The 16682-nt window shown below is 55.5% G+C and carries 13 protein-coding genes; 9 read left to right on the top strand and 4 right to left on the bottom strand.

Annotated features, from left to right (window positions below):
• Positions 1-14 precede the first annotated feature (14 nt).
• The 4 genes from EOS97_RS13800 to citS all read right to left on the bottom strand — a co-directional run bounded on the left by EOS97_RS13800 (position 15) and on the right by citS (position 4853).
• A complete protein-coding gene (locus EOS97_RS13800; protein WP_023165788.1) occupies positions 15-1316 on the bottom strand; it encodes an oxalacetate decarboxylase subunit beta in 1302 nt (433 codons plus the stop codon).
• A gap of 12 nt (positions 1317-1328) precedes the next feature.
• Complete coding sequence (gene oadA / locus EOS97_RS13805; protein WP_023165787.1) at positions 1329-3098, bottom strand: sodium-extruding oxaloacetate decarboxylase subunit alpha; 1770 nt, start codon at positions 3096-3098, stop codon at positions 1329-1331.
• Positions 3099-3114: 16 nt separating this feature from the next.
• The gene (locus EOS97_RS13810; protein WP_001001154.1) at positions 3115-3354 is read right to left on the bottom strand and encodes an oxaloacetate decarboxylase subunit gamma; all 240 of its coding nucleotides are present in this window, start codon (positions 3352-3354) and stop codon (positions 3115-3117) included.
• Positions 3355-3512: 158 nt separating this feature from the next.
• Positions 3513-4853, bottom strand: coding sequence for a citrate/sodium symporter CitS (gene citS / locus EOS97_RS13815; RefSeq protein ID WP_000183596.1), 1341 nt, complete (start codon positions 4851-4853; stop codon positions 3513-3515).
• Between the two features lie 244 nt (positions 4854-5097).
• On the opposite strand from citS, the gene citC reads away from it, so the two are divergent.
• From citC to carB, 9 genes are all read left to right on the top strand, one after another.
• Complete coding sequence (citC, locus tag EOS97_RS13820) at positions 5098-6141, top strand: [citrate (pro-3S)-lyase] ligase (RefSeq protein ID WP_001181445.1); 1044 nt, start codon at positions 5098-5100, stop codon at positions 6139-6141.
• Positions 6142-6170: 29 nt separating this feature from the next.
• Positions 6171-6464: a citrate lyase acyl carrier protein gene (gene citD, locus EOS97_RS13825; RefSeq protein WP_000691461.1), complete on the top strand. Its 294-nt coding sequence runs from the start codon at positions 6171-6173 to the stop codon at positions 6462-6464.
• Entirely contained in the window at positions 6461-7330 is an 870-nt protein-coding gene (citE, locus tag EOS97_RS13830; protein ID WP_001247805.1) for a citrate (pro-3S)-lyase subunit beta, read from the top strand. The genes citD and citE overlap by 4 nt, the downstream gene beginning before the upstream one ends.
• Before the next feature lie 10 nt (positions 7331-7340).
• Positions 7341-8861, top strand: a complete 1521-nt coding sequence (gene citF, locus EOS97_RS13835; protein WP_000665574.1) for a citrate lyase subunit alpha — start codon at positions 7341-7343, stop codon at positions 8859-8861.
• Positions 8861-9412 carry a citrate lyase holo-[acyl-carrier protein] synthase gene (gene citX / locus EOS97_RS13840; RefSeq protein WP_000679050.1) on the top strand — a complete coding sequence of 184 codons (552 nt, stop codon included), beginning with the start codon at positions 8861-8863 and terminating at the stop codon, positions 9410-9412. Before citF ends, citX begins: the two co-directional genes overlap by 1 nt.
• Positions 9390-10298: a triphosphoribosyl-dephospho-CoA synthase CitG gene (gene citG, locus EOS97_RS13845; RefSeq protein WP_001103242.1), complete on the top strand. Its 909-nt coding sequence runs from the start codon at positions 9390-9392 to the stop codon at positions 10296-10298. Before citX ends, citG begins: the two co-directional genes overlap by 23 nt.
• Positions 10299-10477: 179 nt before the next feature.
• Positions 10478-11299, top strand: coding sequence for a 4-hydroxy-tetrahydrodipicolinate reductase (gene dapB, locus EOS97_RS13850; protein WP_000544032.1), 822 nt, complete (start codon positions 10478-10480; stop codon positions 11297-11299).
• Positions 11300-12161: 862 nt separating this feature from the next.
• Positions 12162-13310 (top strand): glutamine-hydrolyzing carbamoyl-phosphate synthase small subunit, encoded by a 1149-nt coding sequence (gene carA / locus EOS97_RS13860; protein WP_000597276.1) that lies wholly within the window; start codon positions 12162-12164, stop codon positions 13308-13310.
• Between the two features lie 18 nt (positions 13311-13328).
• Positions 13329-16556 carry a carbamoyl-phosphate synthase large subunit gene (gene carB, locus EOS97_RS13865; RefSeq protein ID WP_001126316.1) on the top strand — a complete coding sequence of 1076 codons (3228 nt, stop codon included), beginning with the start codon at positions 13329-13331 and terminating at the stop codon, positions 16554-16556.
• The last annotated feature ends 126 nt before the right edge of the window (positions 16557-16682 follow it).

Consider the following 16682-nt stretch of genomic DNA (forward strand, 5'->3'; position numbering starts at 1 on the left):
TATCCCATCCACTATTACATCGCCAGCACGTACTTGAGCATCACGCCCGCCGCAATGGCCGAGCCAATCACCCCGGCCACGTTCGGCCCCATCGCGTGCATCAGCAGGAAGTTCTGCGGGTCCGATTCCAGCCCCACTTTGTTCGATACGCGTGCCGCCATCGGCACCGCCGACACCCCCGCCGAACCGATAAGCGGGTTGATTTTGTTCTTACTGCACAGGTTCATCAGCTTCGCCATCAGCACCCCGGCGGCAGTCCCGATACCGAACGCAATCACACCCAGCAGCAGAATGCCCAGCGTCTGCGGCTGCAGGAACTTGTCCGCTACCAGCTTCGCGCCCACCGACAGCCCGAGGAAGATGGTGACGATGTTGATCAGCCCGTTCTGTACCGTGTCGCTCAGACGTTCCACCACGCCGCTTTCACGCATCAGATTGCCAAAGCAGAACATCCCCAGCAGCGGCGCGGCGTCCGGCAGCAGCAGCGCCACCAGTAGTAACAGCACCACCGGGAAGAGGATTTTTTCCCGCTTACTCACCGTGCGCAGCTGCACCATGCGGATTTTGCGCTCCGTCTCCGTGGTCAGCGCTTTCATAATCGGCGGCTGGATTAACGGCACCAGCGCCATATACGAGTACGCCGCCACCGCGATGGCCCCCAGCAGCTCCGGCGCCAGTTTGCCCGACAGATAAATCGCCGTCGGGCCGTCCGCGCCGCCGATAATGCCGATGGCCGCCGCCTGCGGCAGGGTGAAGGAAATCAGGCCGAAGTAGTTCAGCGTCAGCGCCCCCAGCACGGTGGCGAAGATGCCGAACTGCGCCGCCGCCCCCAGCAGCAGGGTGCGCGGGTTGGCCAGCAGCGGGCCGAAGTCGGTCATCGCGCCGACGCCCATGAAGATGACCAGCGGCGCGACACCGGAGCCAATCGCCACTTTATAGAACAGCGCCAGCACCCCCGGCGTGTAGCCCATGTCCACCGCCAGGTTCTCCATCTGGCTCTGCACCGACGGCAGAGCAAGGGCCAGCGCTTCCTTGATGGCGTGCACGTCCGGCGCGCAGTTCAGCTTCGCGGCAATCACCGCCAGCTGCCCGGCGTCGTGATGCGCCAGCAGGCTTTCCAGCGCGGTCAGCGCCATACCCGCTTCCGGGATGTTGGAGAGCAGCCCGCCGAAGCCAATCGGCAGCAGCAACAACGGTTCGAACTTTTTCGCAATCGCCAGCCACAGCAGCAGCAGGCTCACCAGCAGCATGATGGCCTGGCCTGCGCCAAGGTGCATCAGCCCCATGCCCTGAAGCAGGGCGTTCAGACTTTCCATTTCAGTTCTCCGTTACGCCAGCGTCATCAGGGTGTCGCCCACGGAGACCGCGTCCCCGGACTTCACCGCGATACCGCGTACCGTCCCGGCCTGCGCGGCGCGGATTTCGGTTTCCATCTTCATGGCTTCCAGAATCAGCAGCACGTCGCCTTCGGCCACGCTCTGGCCCTCGGTGGCAATCACCTTCCAGATATTGCCCGCCAGCGGGGCGGTGACCGGGGTGCCGGCGCCTGCCGGGGCGGTGGCAGGAGCAGAAGAGGCAGCAGGTGCAGCCGCAGTGAGCTGGCTGATATCGCCGCCGTCGCTGACCTTCACCACAAAGGCTTTGCCTTCCACTTCCACGGTGTAGATACCGGAGGCGGCAGGCTTCTCTGCTTTTGCCACCGGCTGCGCGGCTTCCGCCTGCGGCAATGGCTCAAACGCCGCCGGGTTGTGGCGGTTTTCGAGGAATTTGAGGCCGATTTGCGGGAACAGCGCCACGGTGAGCACGTCGTCAATGGCGTTTCCCGCAAGCTGAATGCCCTTCTCCTGCGCCTGGCGCCTGACGTCCGCTTCCAGTTCAGCCAGCTCCGGTTTGAGTAAATCCGCCGGACGGCAGGTCACCGGAGCGCCCCCTTCCAGCACCCGCGCCTGCAGTGCCGCGTTCACCGGCACCGGGGTGTGGCCGTATTCGCCTTTCAGAATGCCCGCCGTTTCTTTGGCAATGGTTTTGTAGCGCTCGCCGGTCAGGACGTTGAGCACCGCCTGGGTGCCGACAATCTGTGAGGTCGGGGTCACCAGCGGAATAAAGCCGAGGTCCTCGCGCACGCGGGGGATTTCCGCCAGCACCTGGTCCAGCCTGTCCGCCGCGTTCTGCTGCTTCAGCTGGCCTTCCAGGTTGGTGAGCATCCCGCCCGGCACCTGGGCCACCAGAATGCGGCTGTCGTAGCCCTTCAGCTGGCCTTCAAAGGCGTGGTACTTTTTGCGCACCTCGCGGAAGTAGGCCGCGATGCTCTCCAGCTTCAGGATATCCAGCCCGGTGTCGTGCTCAGTACCTGCCAACGTCGCCACCAGCGCTTCGGTGGCCGGGTGGCCGTAGGTGGCGCTCATGGAGGAAATCGCCGTGTCCACGCCGTCGACGCCAGCCTCGATAGCCTTCAGCAGGGCCATCTCCGCCATCCCGGTAGTGGCGTGACAGTGCAGGTGCAGGCGCACCTCAAAACGTTTTTTGATTTCGCTGACCAGCTCATACGCCGCCATCGGCGTGAGAATGCCGGACATATCCTTGATGGCAATCGAGTCAACGCCGGTTTCCAGCAGCTGTTCGGTTAAATCCAGCCAGGTCTGCAGGGTGTGCGCCGGGCTGGTGGTGTAGGAGAGCGTGCCCTGGGCGTGCGCGCCGTGGCTGCGCACCGCCTGCAGTGCGGCTTTCATATTGCGCGGGTCGTTCATGGCATCGAAGACGCGGAACACATCCATGCCGTTTTTCACCGCGCGTTCGACGAAGCGTTCCACCACGTCATCGGCGTAATGGCGGTAGCCGAGCAGGTTCTGGCCGCGCAGCAGCATCTGCAGGGGAGTCTTCGGCATGGCTTTTTTGAGTTCGCGCAGGCGCAGCCACGGGTCTTCGCCGAGAAAGCGGATACAGGCGTCAAAGGTGGCGCCGCCCCAGCACTCCAGCGAGCCGTAGCCCACGTCGTCGAGCTGAGCGGCAATCGGCAGCATATCGTCAAGACGCAGGCGGGTGGCGAACAGGGACTGGTGGGCGTCACGCAGGACGACGTCGGTAATGGCAATGGTCATGGATCCCTCCGGGAAATTAAACGTGGTGGCGGTGATGGTGAATGGCGGCGGCAATCACCGGCTTTAAGCGGGTGAAGTCGTCCACGACGGGAACGGCGCGCGGTGCGGGCGCGGCGACGGGCTCCGGGAAGAAGCGAGTAATCACGGCAGACATGCCGCGAATGGCGAAAATCAGCAGGAACAGAAAGCTCAGTACGAACCCCATCCCTAAAAACATCAGGGTGAAACCTTCACCCAGTAGTACAGCTTCATTCATGAATCATTTTCCATAATGAGAGGCACGACGGTGGCCTTGACGACAACCTTCCTGGTGAATCCGGCTAAGGAGTAGAGTGGATTTCCCTTGGCCACCTCTGGCTTTGGCCTCTACTTTTCTCCAGGTCGTTTGCGGCAAAGACACCGCCGTGCGTTTTTTTACACCATCATGCTGAACACGATGCTAGCGATAACCAGCACAATACCGCCGCCCAGACGAGAGGAAATTTGTGCATATGAAATGAGGTTCATACGGTTACAGGCGGAGAGCACTTCCAGATCGCCGGAGCCGCCGCGGTTGGCCATACAAAGACCCGCAGTAATGGATGATTCAATCGGGTAGAAGCCAATCAACCAGCCCCCGATAGCTGCGCCAACGACAGCGCCGACCACAATGATTGCGGCGATAACGACGTTCGCGAACGTCAGGGCATCGATGATCTCTTGCAGATCGGTGTAGCAAACACCCACACCTACCATCAACACCCACAGCAGTTGTTTGGAGAAGAAGTCAGAAAGACGTTTCGCCCCGGCTTTAATCTCCGGTGAGCAAAGACCTGATGCGTTCAGCGCAGCAACAATCAGGACCATCCAGGCGAAGTAGTGAATAGAGACGCCGCCGATGCTTGGCAGAATTTTTTTGGCAACGACATAGGCCAGCAGGAAGCAGGTGGTGGATAGCACCATGCCAACCGCCGTTTCACGATGGGTAATCTGACCGGCCTTTTCATCATCTTCGGTTTTGAAGGAAGCCTTACGAACCAATTCACCTTCACCGCTAAGCCAGGTGTATTTTTTGCCTATCATATCGAGGAGGGCGGCGAAAATAATGGCGAAGATATTCGCAATGGTCAGAATAGCAATAGCCGTTGAGTAATACTCTTCGCGAGAACGTCCGGTAACCGAGTGATAAATTTCAGACAGAGGCACGGCGCCCGCGCCGTTACCACCGCCCATAATCGGCAGAACGTACAGCATCATGATACGGTCGACCGGGATACCGAAGCACAGACCAATGACGATACCGAAAAGGGACGCGCCGACAATCCCGGCGAGGATGGTTGGGATATAGCCCAGCAGTGATTTTAATAGCAGCTTACGGTTTACCGACAGGATCGCGCCTGTGATCAACACTGCGATAAACAGGTTAAGGAAGTTGCTTTTATCCATTACGTTGCTGATCGCATCAATTTCTTTCTGCGTAAATATGCCAGCATAGACAAAATAAGCTGCAACCAGAAATATCATAACCGGTGCGCCGCCAATATATTTATTGAAGATCGGTAAACGTTTGCCGATTTCACCAAAAATGGCCCCCATAACAAACATAAGAGCAAAACCACCGACTAAGTCAGTCGGTATAGCGTTATAGAAATGAGACAGTAATAAAGTAATTAATGCAAAAGCATAAAGCGGTAGCGGCATACCAAAGATTTTGAATCTGAGTAAATCGCCAGCCCCCTTTTTCTCCGTCGCCGAAGCCTGGGTCATGTTGGTCATAAACATTTTCCTGTGTATTGATGGGTAACAAGACCCGCGCATACTAATAAATTCAATGAACCGTGAGATGTGACTATCTTCACTGAATGGTTGTGTTTTTAATTAATTTAATTATTTTTATTAACTCTGGTTAATTAAGGAAATAAAAACCATAAAGCTTATAAAAGCAAGGGGGAAAGTGTGATGTCTATTCCAGACGAGTAATACAAACGCTGGCGAAATATGCGACGTTATTTGCTGACGGATGCAGAATAGAGTGAATCTAATATTTAAACGCATTTATTTGCAAAAGGATGTATTGCGTCGCGAGTCGGTCGCCATGTTTCTGGAGGGCGTGGGACTCGCCCTGGAAGATGATTGTGAAATCGCGGTATGCGCATATTGGCAGGGTGAGATAGTTGGATGCGGCTCGCTGGCCGGAAACGTACTGAAATGCATCGCCGTTTCCCCGGTTTTACAAGGGGAAGGGCTCAGCCTCAAATTGCTGACTGAGCTGCTTACATTGGCCTACGAGTTAAACCGCAGCGAGCTTTTCCTGTTCACTAAGCCGCAAAATCGGTTGCTGTTTTCTGGCGCGGGGTTTTGGCCCATTGCGCAGGCAGGTGAGCTGGCGGTGTTAATGGAGAACAGCAGTGAACGGTTAGCGCGCTTTTGTCGCCAACTGGCGCTTTATCGTCAACCGGGAAAAACGATCGGCGCCATCGTCATGAACGCCAATCCGTTTACATTGGGCCACCGTTATCTGGTGGAGCAAGCGGCTGCGGCCTGTGACTGGTTGCATCTGTTTGTAGTCAAAGAAGATGCTTCATTTTTTTCCTATACCGACCGTTGGGCGCTGATCGAACAAGGAATCGCGGGCATTGACAACGTCACGTTGCATTCCGGCTCCGCTTATATGATCTCGCGTGCGACGTTTCCCGGCTATTTCCTCAAAGAAAAAGGGGTTGTGGACGACTGCCATTGCCAGATCGATCTGCAACTCTTCCGTGAACATCTGGCTCCAGCGCTGGGGATTACCCATCGTTTTGTCGGCAGTGAACCGTTTTGTCCTCTGACCTGTGCCTATAACCAGCGAATGCACGACATTTTACACGATCCGAAGCGTAGCGGCCCGGTTATTGAGGTCGTCGAGCTGGCGCGGGTAGAGAAAAACGGCGTGGCTATTTCCGCCTCTCGCGTCAGAAAACTGTATAGCGAACGTAATTGGCCGGCGATAAGCGCGCTGGTGCCTGTTGGCACCCTGGCATATCTGCAGCGGCATGCCGCCAGACACACTGAAACCATATGACGTAACACCGTTAACAAGGAACATAACTAATGAAAATCATTAAAGATGCCCTGGCAGGCACGCTGGAATCCAGCGATGTGATGATCAGGATTGGTCCATCCAGCGAGCCAGGAATTCGGCTGGAGCTAGAGAGTCTGGTGAAGCAGCAGTTTGGCGCGGCGATTGAGCAGGTGGTTCGGGAAACGCTGGCGAAGCTGGGCGTTGAACGCGCGCTGGTTAGCGTCGATGACAAAGGCGCGCTGGAGTGCATTTTACGCGCCCGAGTGCAGGCGGCGGCGTTACGCGCTGCAGAACAAACGGAAATTCAATGGAGTGCGTTATGAGACCACGTCGCAGTATGTTGTTTATCCCCGGCGCAAATGCGGCCATGTTGAGTACCTCGTTTGTCTATGGTGCGGACGCGGTGATGTTCGACTTAGAAGACGCCGTAGCGTTACGTGAGAAAGATTCCGCCCGTCTTTTAGTCCATCACGCGCTTCAACATCCGTTCTATCAGGATGTTGAAAAAGTGGTGCGCATTAATCCACTGAACACGCCATTCGGTCTGGCCGATCTTGAGGCCGTCGTGCGTGGTGGCGCGGATATCGTGCGTCTGCCGAAAACCGACAGCAAAAACGATGTGCTGGAGCTGGAAGCGCAGGTTGAACGGATCGAACGTGAATGTGGACGTGAAGTCGGCAGTACCAGGCTGATGGCGGCGATCGAATCAGCGAAAGGCGTGGTCAATGCCGTCGACATCGCCACCTCCAGCCCGCGCATGGTGGCAATTGCGCTGGCGGCATTTGATTACGTGATGGATATGGGCACCTGCCGGGGCGATGGCACCGAGCTGTTCTACGCCCGCTGCGCAGTGCTGCATGCGGCGCGCGTTGCGGGTATTGCCGCCTATGATGTCGTTTGGTCGGATATCAATAATGAAGAAGGCTTCCTGAAGGAAGTGCAGTTGGCGAAAGGGCTTGGTTTTAACGGTAAGTCCTTAGTGAACCCACGTCAGATTGAGCTGTTACATCAGGCTTATTCTCCGACACGTAAAGAAGTTGAGCATGCGTATGAGGTGATTGCCGCCGCTGAAGAGGCTGAGTCTCGCGGTCTGGGCGTCGTTTCACTCAACGGCAAAATGATTGACGGCCCGATTATCGACCACGCGCGCAAAGTGGTGGCGCTGTCGGCTTCCGGTATTCGTGATTAAGGAAGGAACCATGAAAGAGACTGTAACCATGCTCAACCAGCAATATGTCGTACCGGAAGGATTACAGCCCTACCAGGGGGTAACAGCGAACAGCCCGTGGCTTGCCAGTGAAACGGAAAAGCGTCGGCGTAAAATTTGTGACTCGCTTGAAGAGGCTATCCGTCGTTCCGGGCTTAAAAATGGCATGACGATATCCTTCCACCATGCGTTTCGTGGTGGCGACAAAGTCGTCAATATGGTGATGGCGAAGCTGGCGGAAATGGGATTCCGCGATCTGACGCTTGCCTCCAGCTCATTAATTGATGCCCACTGGCCGCTTATCGAACACATTAAAAATGGCGTGGTGCGGCAGATTTACACCTCCGGGCTGCGCGGCAAGTTAGGGGAAGAGATCTCCGCTGGCCTGATGGAAAACCCGGTACAGATCCACTCTCACGGCGGCCGCGTAAAACTGATTCAGAGCGGTGAGCTGAATATTGATGTCGCTTTCCTCGGCGTGCCGTGCTGCGACGAATTTGGTAATGCGAACGGTTTTAGCGGCAAGTCACGCTGCGGCTCTTTGGGGTATGCGCAGGTTGATGCGCAGTACGCTAAATGCGTGGTGCTCCTGACTGAAGAGTGGGTCGAATTCCCCAATTATCCGGCCAGTATCGCGCAGGATCAGGTTGATTTGATCGTACAGGTGGACGAAGTAGGGGATCCGGAAAAAATCACTGCGGGCGCGATTCGTCTGTCTAGCAACCCGCGTGAACTGTTGATCGCCCGGCAGGCGGCCAATGTGATCGAACACTCCGGTTATTTTTGTGACGGTTTCTCGCTGCAAACCGGCACCGGTGGCGCTTCTCTGGCGGTCACCCGTTTCCTGGAAGACAAAATGCGTCGCCACAACATTACGGCGAGTTTTGGCCTGGGCGGGATCACCGGCACCATGGTGGATCTGCATGAGAAAGGGTTGATCAAAGCGCTGCTGGATACGCAATCATTCGATGGCGATGCAGCCCGTTCGCTGGCGCAGAATCCACATCATATTGAAATCTCAACCAATCAATACGCGAACCCCGCCTCTAAAGGCGCGGCATGCGAACGCCTGAATGTGGTGATGCTGAGCGCACTGGAAATTGACGTGAATTTCAACGTTAACGTGATGACCGGTTCAAACGGCGTACTGCGTGGCGCATCGGGCGGCCATAGCGACACTGCGGCAGGTGCGGATCTGACCATTATCACTGCGCCGCTAGTGCGCGGGCGTATTCCTTGCGTGGTAGAAAAGGTGCTGACTACCGTCACGCCAGGGGCAAGCGTTGATGTGCTGGTTACCGACCATGGTATTGCAGTGAACCCTGCGCGTCAGGATCTGCTTGATAACCTGCGTGCTGCGGGTGTGGCGCTGACGACCATCGAACAACTGCAACAGCGCGCTGAGCAACTGACCGGTAAACCGCAGCCGATTGAGTTTACCGATCGGGTGGTGGCTGTGGTGCGTTATCGCGACGGTTCAGTGATTGACGTGATTCGCCAGGTTAAAGGCTGATGAAGGGCACAGACCTGCTGTACCAGGGCCAGGCAGTTACGCTGGAGGAGATGCTACAAGCGCGCGATAAACGTGCCGCCAGGCAGCGTCAGGCGTTGAACTGCTATCGGCTACCGTTGATTTCCCTCACGCTGGTTGCACCGGGCGCCGTTAAAAACTCAGCGGTCTGGCGGCGTGTCGCCGATTACGCAATTGCCGAAATACTGGCGCTTTGCGAACAGAAGGAGTGGGTCAACGTCTGGGAAATGCAGGTAAATGAACGCAGCGGCCCGGAATGGATGGCAGCGGTCTGTGCGCCGGCAATGGCGTTGAAACAGCACATGTCGACACTGGAGATGAGCCATCCGTTAGGGCGGCTTTGGGACATCGACATTATTGATAGCGACGGTAAGTCGCTATCACGCCGTGAACTCGGGCATCCTGCCCGGCCATGTTTGATATGCCAGCAGGATGCTCATCTCTGTGCCCGGGGCAAGCATCACACCCTTGACCTTTTGTTGGATGAAATTGCACGAAGGATTGAATGCTATGAACGTGAGCGTTGTGACTGAACGGCGTACGCCAGCGTACTCATCGCTGGCGGCTGGCGAACTTAATGGGTTGGTTGCAAGAGCGCTGCTGACGGAAGCCAGGCTGACACCAAAACCCGGTCTGGTCGATATTCGTAATTCGGGAGCGCATAGGGATATGGATCTGGCGGCATTTGAACGTAGCACTACCGCCATTGCTCCGTGGATGGAAAAGTTTTTTATCATGGGCAACAACACGGCGGCGCTGGCGGCAGAAAATGTCCTGGTGATGCTGCGTCCGCTGGGGATGGCCTGTGAGAACGATATGCTACAGGCGACCAATGGTGTGAATACCCATCGCGGGGCGATTTTCGCTTTTGGCCTGCTGAGCGCAGCGATTGGCCGACTTCTCGCGCGGGGAGAACCGTTGGAGCAAAATCGTATCTGCGACCAGGTTGCTCGCCTGAGTCGGAATATTGTTGCCCACGAGCTCTCAGCAAGAAAAGCGGGAAAACTGACAAAGAGTGAAACCCATTTCCAGTGTTATGGCCTGTCGGGCGCGCGGGGAGAAGCGGAAAGCGGTTTTCGAACCGTCAGAACGCAGGCTTTGCCGGTGTTTAACCGGGTCGTGCAGGAGCATGACGATACCCATCTTGCCCTGCTGCAAACATTGTTGCATCTGATGGCGTGGAATGATGATACCAATCTGGTGTCACGGGGAGGCCTGGAAGGGCTTTACTACGTGCAGCAGCAGGCACAAAAATTGTTGTGGCAAGGGGGCGTATTGGTTGAGGGGGGCATTGAAGCGATGCAGTCCCTCGATGATGAACTCATCCTGCGTAACTTAAGCCCTGGCGGTAGCGCGGATTTACTGGCAGTGACCTGGTTTTTAAGTCATTTTCCTGCCGGTTCCCTCTATCCTGAGTAAGTTTCTCTTCTTTCATTCTCTCCAGCAATGATTCATCCTGTGGGATGAATCATGTCTTTTACTGATATCGCTCCCTGTTTATCATTAATTTCTAATTATCGGCGATTTTAGATGGCGGCCTCCGGGCGCGCTGGTTACTCTGAAAACGGTTTACGCAATTTTTACAAAAGAGAATAGCTATGCATGAAGCACAAATCCGCGTCGCCATTGCCGGCGCCGGTGGCCGCATGGGACGGCAGTTAATCCAGGCCGCCATGGCGATGGAAGGTGTTCAGCTGGGTGCCGCGCTGGAGCGCGAAGGCTCTTCCTTGCTGGGCAGCGATGCTGGCGAACTGGCGGGGGCGGGAAAGTCCGGCGTGATCGTTCAAAGCAGCCTTGAGGCGGTAAAAGATGATTTTGACGTTTTCATCGATTTTACCCGTCCGGAAGGCACGTTGACGCATCTGGCGTTTTGCCGCCAGCATGGTAAAGGGATGGTGATTGGTACTACCGGCTTTGACGACGCCGGTAAACAGGCCATTCGTGAGGCGTCGCAAGAGATTGCGATCGTTTTCGCCGCAAACTTTAGCGTCGGCGTTAACGTCATGCTCAAGCTGCTGGAGAAAGCCGCGAAGGTAATGGGCGACTATAGCGATATTGAAATTATTGAAGCGCACCACCGCCATAAAGTGGATGCACCGTCGGGGACAGCGCTGGCAATGGGCGAGGCAATCGCCGGGGCGCTGGATAAAAATCTGAAGGACTGCGCGGTCTACTCGCGTGAAGGTTATACCGGCGAGCGCGTACCGGGCACGATTGGCTTTGCGACCGTACGCGCGGGCGACATCGTCGGCGAACATACCGCGATGTTTGCCGATATTGGCGAGCGCGTAGAGATTACGCATAAAGCTTCCAGCCGCATGACGTTTGCAAATGGCGCGTTGCGATCGGCGTTATGGCTAAAAACGAAGAAAAATGGGCTATTTGACATGCGGGATGTGCTGGGGCTGGATGTATTATAGCGACTAAATACCTTCGTGATGTGGTTGTGGTAATCAAGATTAATTGATTACAAAGGGCAATATATTATTGCCCTTTTGTTTTTTTGCCCCCCGGTTATTCGGCCAGATAAATAACGCCTTTCGCCATTCATGTTTCGACAGTTTCTTCGCCCACGACATGTTCTGCCGCAGTGGCTTACCGTATGCAAAAGGCACCTCGACCAGACTAATAAGACTGATATCCATCGGGGGGTTAGTGCTGTTCCACGGGATCGTTTTATCTCTTTTACTTCAATGGGTTAGCTTTTTTATGCTGTAGTGAGGCTGGTTGTGTTCCAATCGTATGCGCTAGTCTTAAAGAAAAAGAAGCTGGATCTTTATATCGCGATTGTAATTCTTATTACATAGTCTTAATTTGCTGTTTTTGTTGATTTTATAATGCATTTGATTTGTTTTTTATATTTTTAAAATATTGATTTTTAAAATGTTTTTGTTGTTAATTTGCTTAATTTTGAATTTTTATGCATTTAATGGTTTTGATGACTATTAAATGAATTTTTATCGTTGTTTTTTGTTGTTTTAATGTGAAATTTGACCATTTGGTCCACTTTTTATCATGCCAGCCAGTTTTTTGCGAACTCAAGGAAGCGCAAGCGTTTTCTATCGTCACTTAGTTGATCTTTTTGCCTCTTAAACAGAATAACTTCCTTATAATGTGCAAAATAACATAAAAAATACCCTCTTTAAGTTGACTTTTATCCGGCTTAACTTCAGAATGCCGCCGTTTGCCAGAAATCCACGGGTAAGCAAATTTGCATTGCTTCATACTGACTGAATGAATTAATATGCAAATAAAGTGAGTGAATATTCTCTGGAGGGTGTTTTGATTAAGTCAGCGCTATTGGTTCTGGAAGACGGAACCCAGTTTCACGGTCGGGCCATTGGGGCAACGGGTTCGGCGGTTGGGGAAGTCGTTTTCAATACTTCAATGACCGGTTATCAAGAAATCCTCACTGATCCTTCCTATTCCCGCCAAATCGTCACTCTTACTTATCCCCATATTGGTAATGTCGGCACCAATGAAGCCGATGAAGAATCTTCTCAGGTTCATGCGCAAGGTTTAGTGATTCGCGATCTGCCGTTGATTGCCAGCAACTTCCGTAACACCGAAGACCTCTCTTCTTACCTCAAACGCCATAACATTGTGGCGATTGCTGATATCGATACCCGCAAGCTGACCCGACTGCTGCGTGAGAAAGGCGCACAGAACGGCTGCATCATTGCAGGCGATAGCCCGGATGCGAAGCTGGCGCTGGAAAAAGCGAAAGCATTTCCTGGACTTAACGGTATGGATCTGGCGAAAGAAGTGACCACGGCGGAAACTTACCGCTGGACGCAGGGTAGCTGGACGCTGAAAGACGGTTTACCGGAAGCGAAATCTGAGGATGACCTGCCGTTCCACGTGGTGGCCTACGATTTTGGCGCCAAGCGCAACATTCTACGTATGCTGGTGGATCGCGGCTGCCGCCTGACGGTGGTGCCAGCGCAAACCTCTGCTGAAGAGGTGCTGAAAATGAATCCGGACGGCATCTTCCTGTCGAACGGCCCTGGCGACCCGGCGCCGTGCGACTACGCCATCGAGGCGATTAAGAAATTCCTCCAGACCGACATTCCTGTGTTCGGCATCTGCCTCGGCCATCAGCTGCTGGCGCTGGCGAGCGGTGCGAAGACCGTTAAGATGAAGTTCGGCCATCACGGCGGCAACCATCCGGTAAAAGATATGGACAGAAACGTGGTGATGATCACCGCGCAGAACCACGGCTTTGCGGTGGATGAAGACTCGCTGCCAGCCAACCTGCGCGTAACCCATAAATCCCTGTTCGACGGCACCCTGCAGGGTATTCATCGTACCGACAAACCGGCGTTCAGCTTCCAGGGACACCCAGAAGCGAGCCCCGGCCCGCACGATGCGGCGCCGCTGTTCGACCACTTTATCGAGCTTATTGAGCAATACCGTCAGTCCGCGAAATAATCAGGAGTAATAAGAGCCATGCCAAAACGTACAGATATAAAAAGTATCCTGATTCTGGGCGCGGGCCCGATTGTTATCGGTCAGGCGTGTGAGTTTGACTACTCCGGCGCTCAGGCGTGTAAAGCCCTGCGCGAAGAGGGCTATCGCGTCATTCTGGTGAACTCCAACCCGGCCACCATCATGACCGACCCGGAAATGGCCGATGCCACCTACATCGAGCCGATTCACTGGGAAGTGGTGCGCAAAATCATTGAAAAAGAGCGTCCGGATGCAGTGCTGCCGACCATGGGCGGCCAGACGGCGCTGAACTGTGCGCTGGAGCTGGAGCGGCAGGGCGTGCTGGAAGAGTTCGGCGTCACCATGATTGGCGCCACCGCCGACGCCATTGATAAAGCCGAAGACCGTCGTCGCTTCGATATCGCGATGAAGAAAATTGGTCTCGACACCGCGCGTTCCGGTATCGCGCACACTATGGAAGAAGCGCTGGCGGTTGCCGCTGACGTGGGCTTCCCGTGCATCATCCGTCCGTCCTTTACCATGGGCGGCACCGGCGGCGGTATCGCTTACAACCGTGAAGAGTTCGAAGAAATCTGCGAACGCGGTCTGGACCTCTCGCCAACCAACGAGCTGCTGATTGATGAATCGCTGATCGGCTGGAAAGAGTACGAGATGGAAGTGGTGCGTGATAAAAACGACAACTGCATCATCGTCTGCTCCATCGAAAATTTCGATGCGATGGGCATCCATACCGGCGACTCCATCACCGTGGCGCCCGCGCAGACTCTGACCGATAAAGAATACCAAATCATGCGTAACGCCTCGATGGCGGTGCTGCGTGAAATCGGCGTTGAAACCGGTGGTTCTAACGTCCAGTTCGCAGTGAACCCGAAAAACGGTCGTCTGATTGTTATCGAAATGAACCCGCGCGTATCCCGCTCCTCGGCGCTGGCGTCGAAAGCCACCGGTTTCCCGATTGCCAAAGTGGCGGCCAAACTGGCGGTGGGTTATACCCTCGACGAGCTGATGAACGACATCACCGGTGGCCGTACGCCGGCCTCCTTTGAGCCATCTATTGACTACGTTGTCACCAAAATTCCGCGCTTTAACTTCGAGAAATTCGCCGGTGCCAACGACCGTCTGACCACCCAGATGAAATCGGTCGGGGAAGTGATGGCGATTGGCCGCACCCAGCAGGAATCCCTGCAAAAAGCGCTGCGCGGCCTGGAAGTGGGCGCCACCGGCTTCGACCCGAAAGTCAGCCTCGACGACCCGGAAGCGCTGACCAAAATCCGCCGCGAGCTGAAAGATGCGGGCGCAGATCGTATCTGGTATATCGCCGATGCTTTCCGCGCAGGCTTGTCTGTGGATGGCGTGTTCAACCTGACCAACATCGACCGCTGGTTCCTGGTACAGATTGAAGAACTGGTGCGTCTGGAAGAGAAAGTGGCTGAAGTCGGTATTACCGGCCTCAACGCCGACTTCCTGCGTCAGCTCAAGCGTAAAGGTTTTGCCGATGCGCGTCTGGCGAAACTGGCGGGCGTGCGTGAAGCGGAAATCCGCAAGCTGCGTGACCAATACAACCTGCATCCGGTCTACAAGCGTGTGGATACCTGCGCGGCGGAATTCGCCACCGATACCGCCTACATGTACTCCACTTATGAAGATGAGTGCGAAGCGAACCCGTCCGTTGACCGCGATAAAATCATGGTCCTCGGCGGCGGCCCGAACCGTATCGGCCAGGGCATCGAATTTGACTACTGCTGCGTACACGCCTCGCTGGCGCTGCGCGAAGACGGTTACGAGACCATTATGGTCAACTGTAACCCGGAAACCGTCTCCACCGACTACGACACTTCCGACCGTCTGTACTTCGAGCCGGTGACGCTGGAAGACGTGCTGGAAATCGTGCGCATCGAGAAGCCGAAAGGCGTTATCGTGCAGTACGGCGGCCAGACCCCGCTGAAGCTGGCGCGCGCGCTGGAAGCGGCAGGCGTGCCGGTTATCGGCACCAGCCCGGACGCCATCGACCGCGCGGAAGACCGCGAGCGCTTCCAGCACGCGGTTGACCGTCTGAAACTGAAGCAACCGGCCAACGCCACCGTCACCGCCATTGAACAGGCTGTCGAAAAAGCGAAAGAGATCGGCTACCCGCTGGTGGTACGTCCTTCTTACGTGCTGGGCGGTCGGGCGATGGAAATTGTCTATGACGAAGCCGACCTGCGTCGCTACTTCCAGACGGCGGTCAGCGTCTCTAACGATGCGCCGGTGCTGCTGGACCGCTTCCTTGATGACGCGGTTGAAGTGGACGTGGACGCTATCTGCGACGGCGAAATGGTGCTGATTGGCGGCATTATGGAGCACATTGAGCAGGCGGGCGTACACTCCGGCGACTCCGCCTGTTCCCTGCCGGCCTACACGCTGAGCCAGGAAATTCAGGACGTGATGCGCCAGCAGGTGCAGAAGCTGGCCTTCGAGTTGCAGGTGCGCGGCCTGATGAACGTGCAGTTTGCGGTCAAGGACAACGAAGTCTACCTGATTGAAGTCAACCCGCGTGCGGCGCGTACTGTGCCGTTCGTCTCCAAAGCCACCGGCGTGCCGCTGGCGAAAGTGGCGGCGCGCGTGATGGCCGGCAAATCGCTGACCGAGCAGGGCGTGACCAAAGAAATTATCCCGCCGTACTACTCGGTGAAAGAAGTGGTGTTGCCGTTTAACAAATTCCCGGGCGTTGACCCGCTGTTAGGGCCAGAAATGCGCTCCACCGGGGAGGTGATGGGCGTCGGCCGTACCTTCGCGGAAGCGTTCGCTAAGGCGCAGCTGGGCAGTAACTCCACCATGAAGAAACAGGGCCGTGCGCTGCTCTCCGTTCGCGAAGGCGACAAAGAGCGCGTGGTGGATCTCGCCGCTAAGCTGCTGAAACAGGGCTTTGAGCTGGATGCCACCCACGGTACCGCGATTGTGCTGGGCGAAGCCGGTATCAACCCGCGTCTGGTGAACAAGGTGCATGAAGGTCGTCCGCACATTCAGGACCGTATCAAGAATGGCGAATACACCTACATCATCAACACCACCGCAGGTCGCCGCGCGATTGAAGACTCCAGGGTGATTCGCCGCAGCGCGCTGCAGTATAAAGTGCATTATGACACCACGCTGAACGGCGGTTTTGCAACGACGATGGCGCTCAATGCCGATGCCACCGAGAAGGTAACCTCGGTGCAGGAAATGCACGCGCAGATCAAAAAGTCGTAAACAAAGGGTCCGGCGGATATTGCTCTAACCGGACCTGTAATATAATGTTGAAAGGGTTTCTGTAAAGAAACCCTTTTTTTATCTTGCGTAAGGTCATTCCTGGAGAAGTCCGTTTCCGTAACCACA

The sequence above is a fragment of the Salmonella sp. SSDFZ54 genome, from assembly GCF_004010735.1.
Taxonomy (GTDB): Bacteria; Pseudomonadota; Gammaproteobacteria; order Enterobacterales; family Enterobacteriaceae; genus Salmonella; species Salmonella enterica.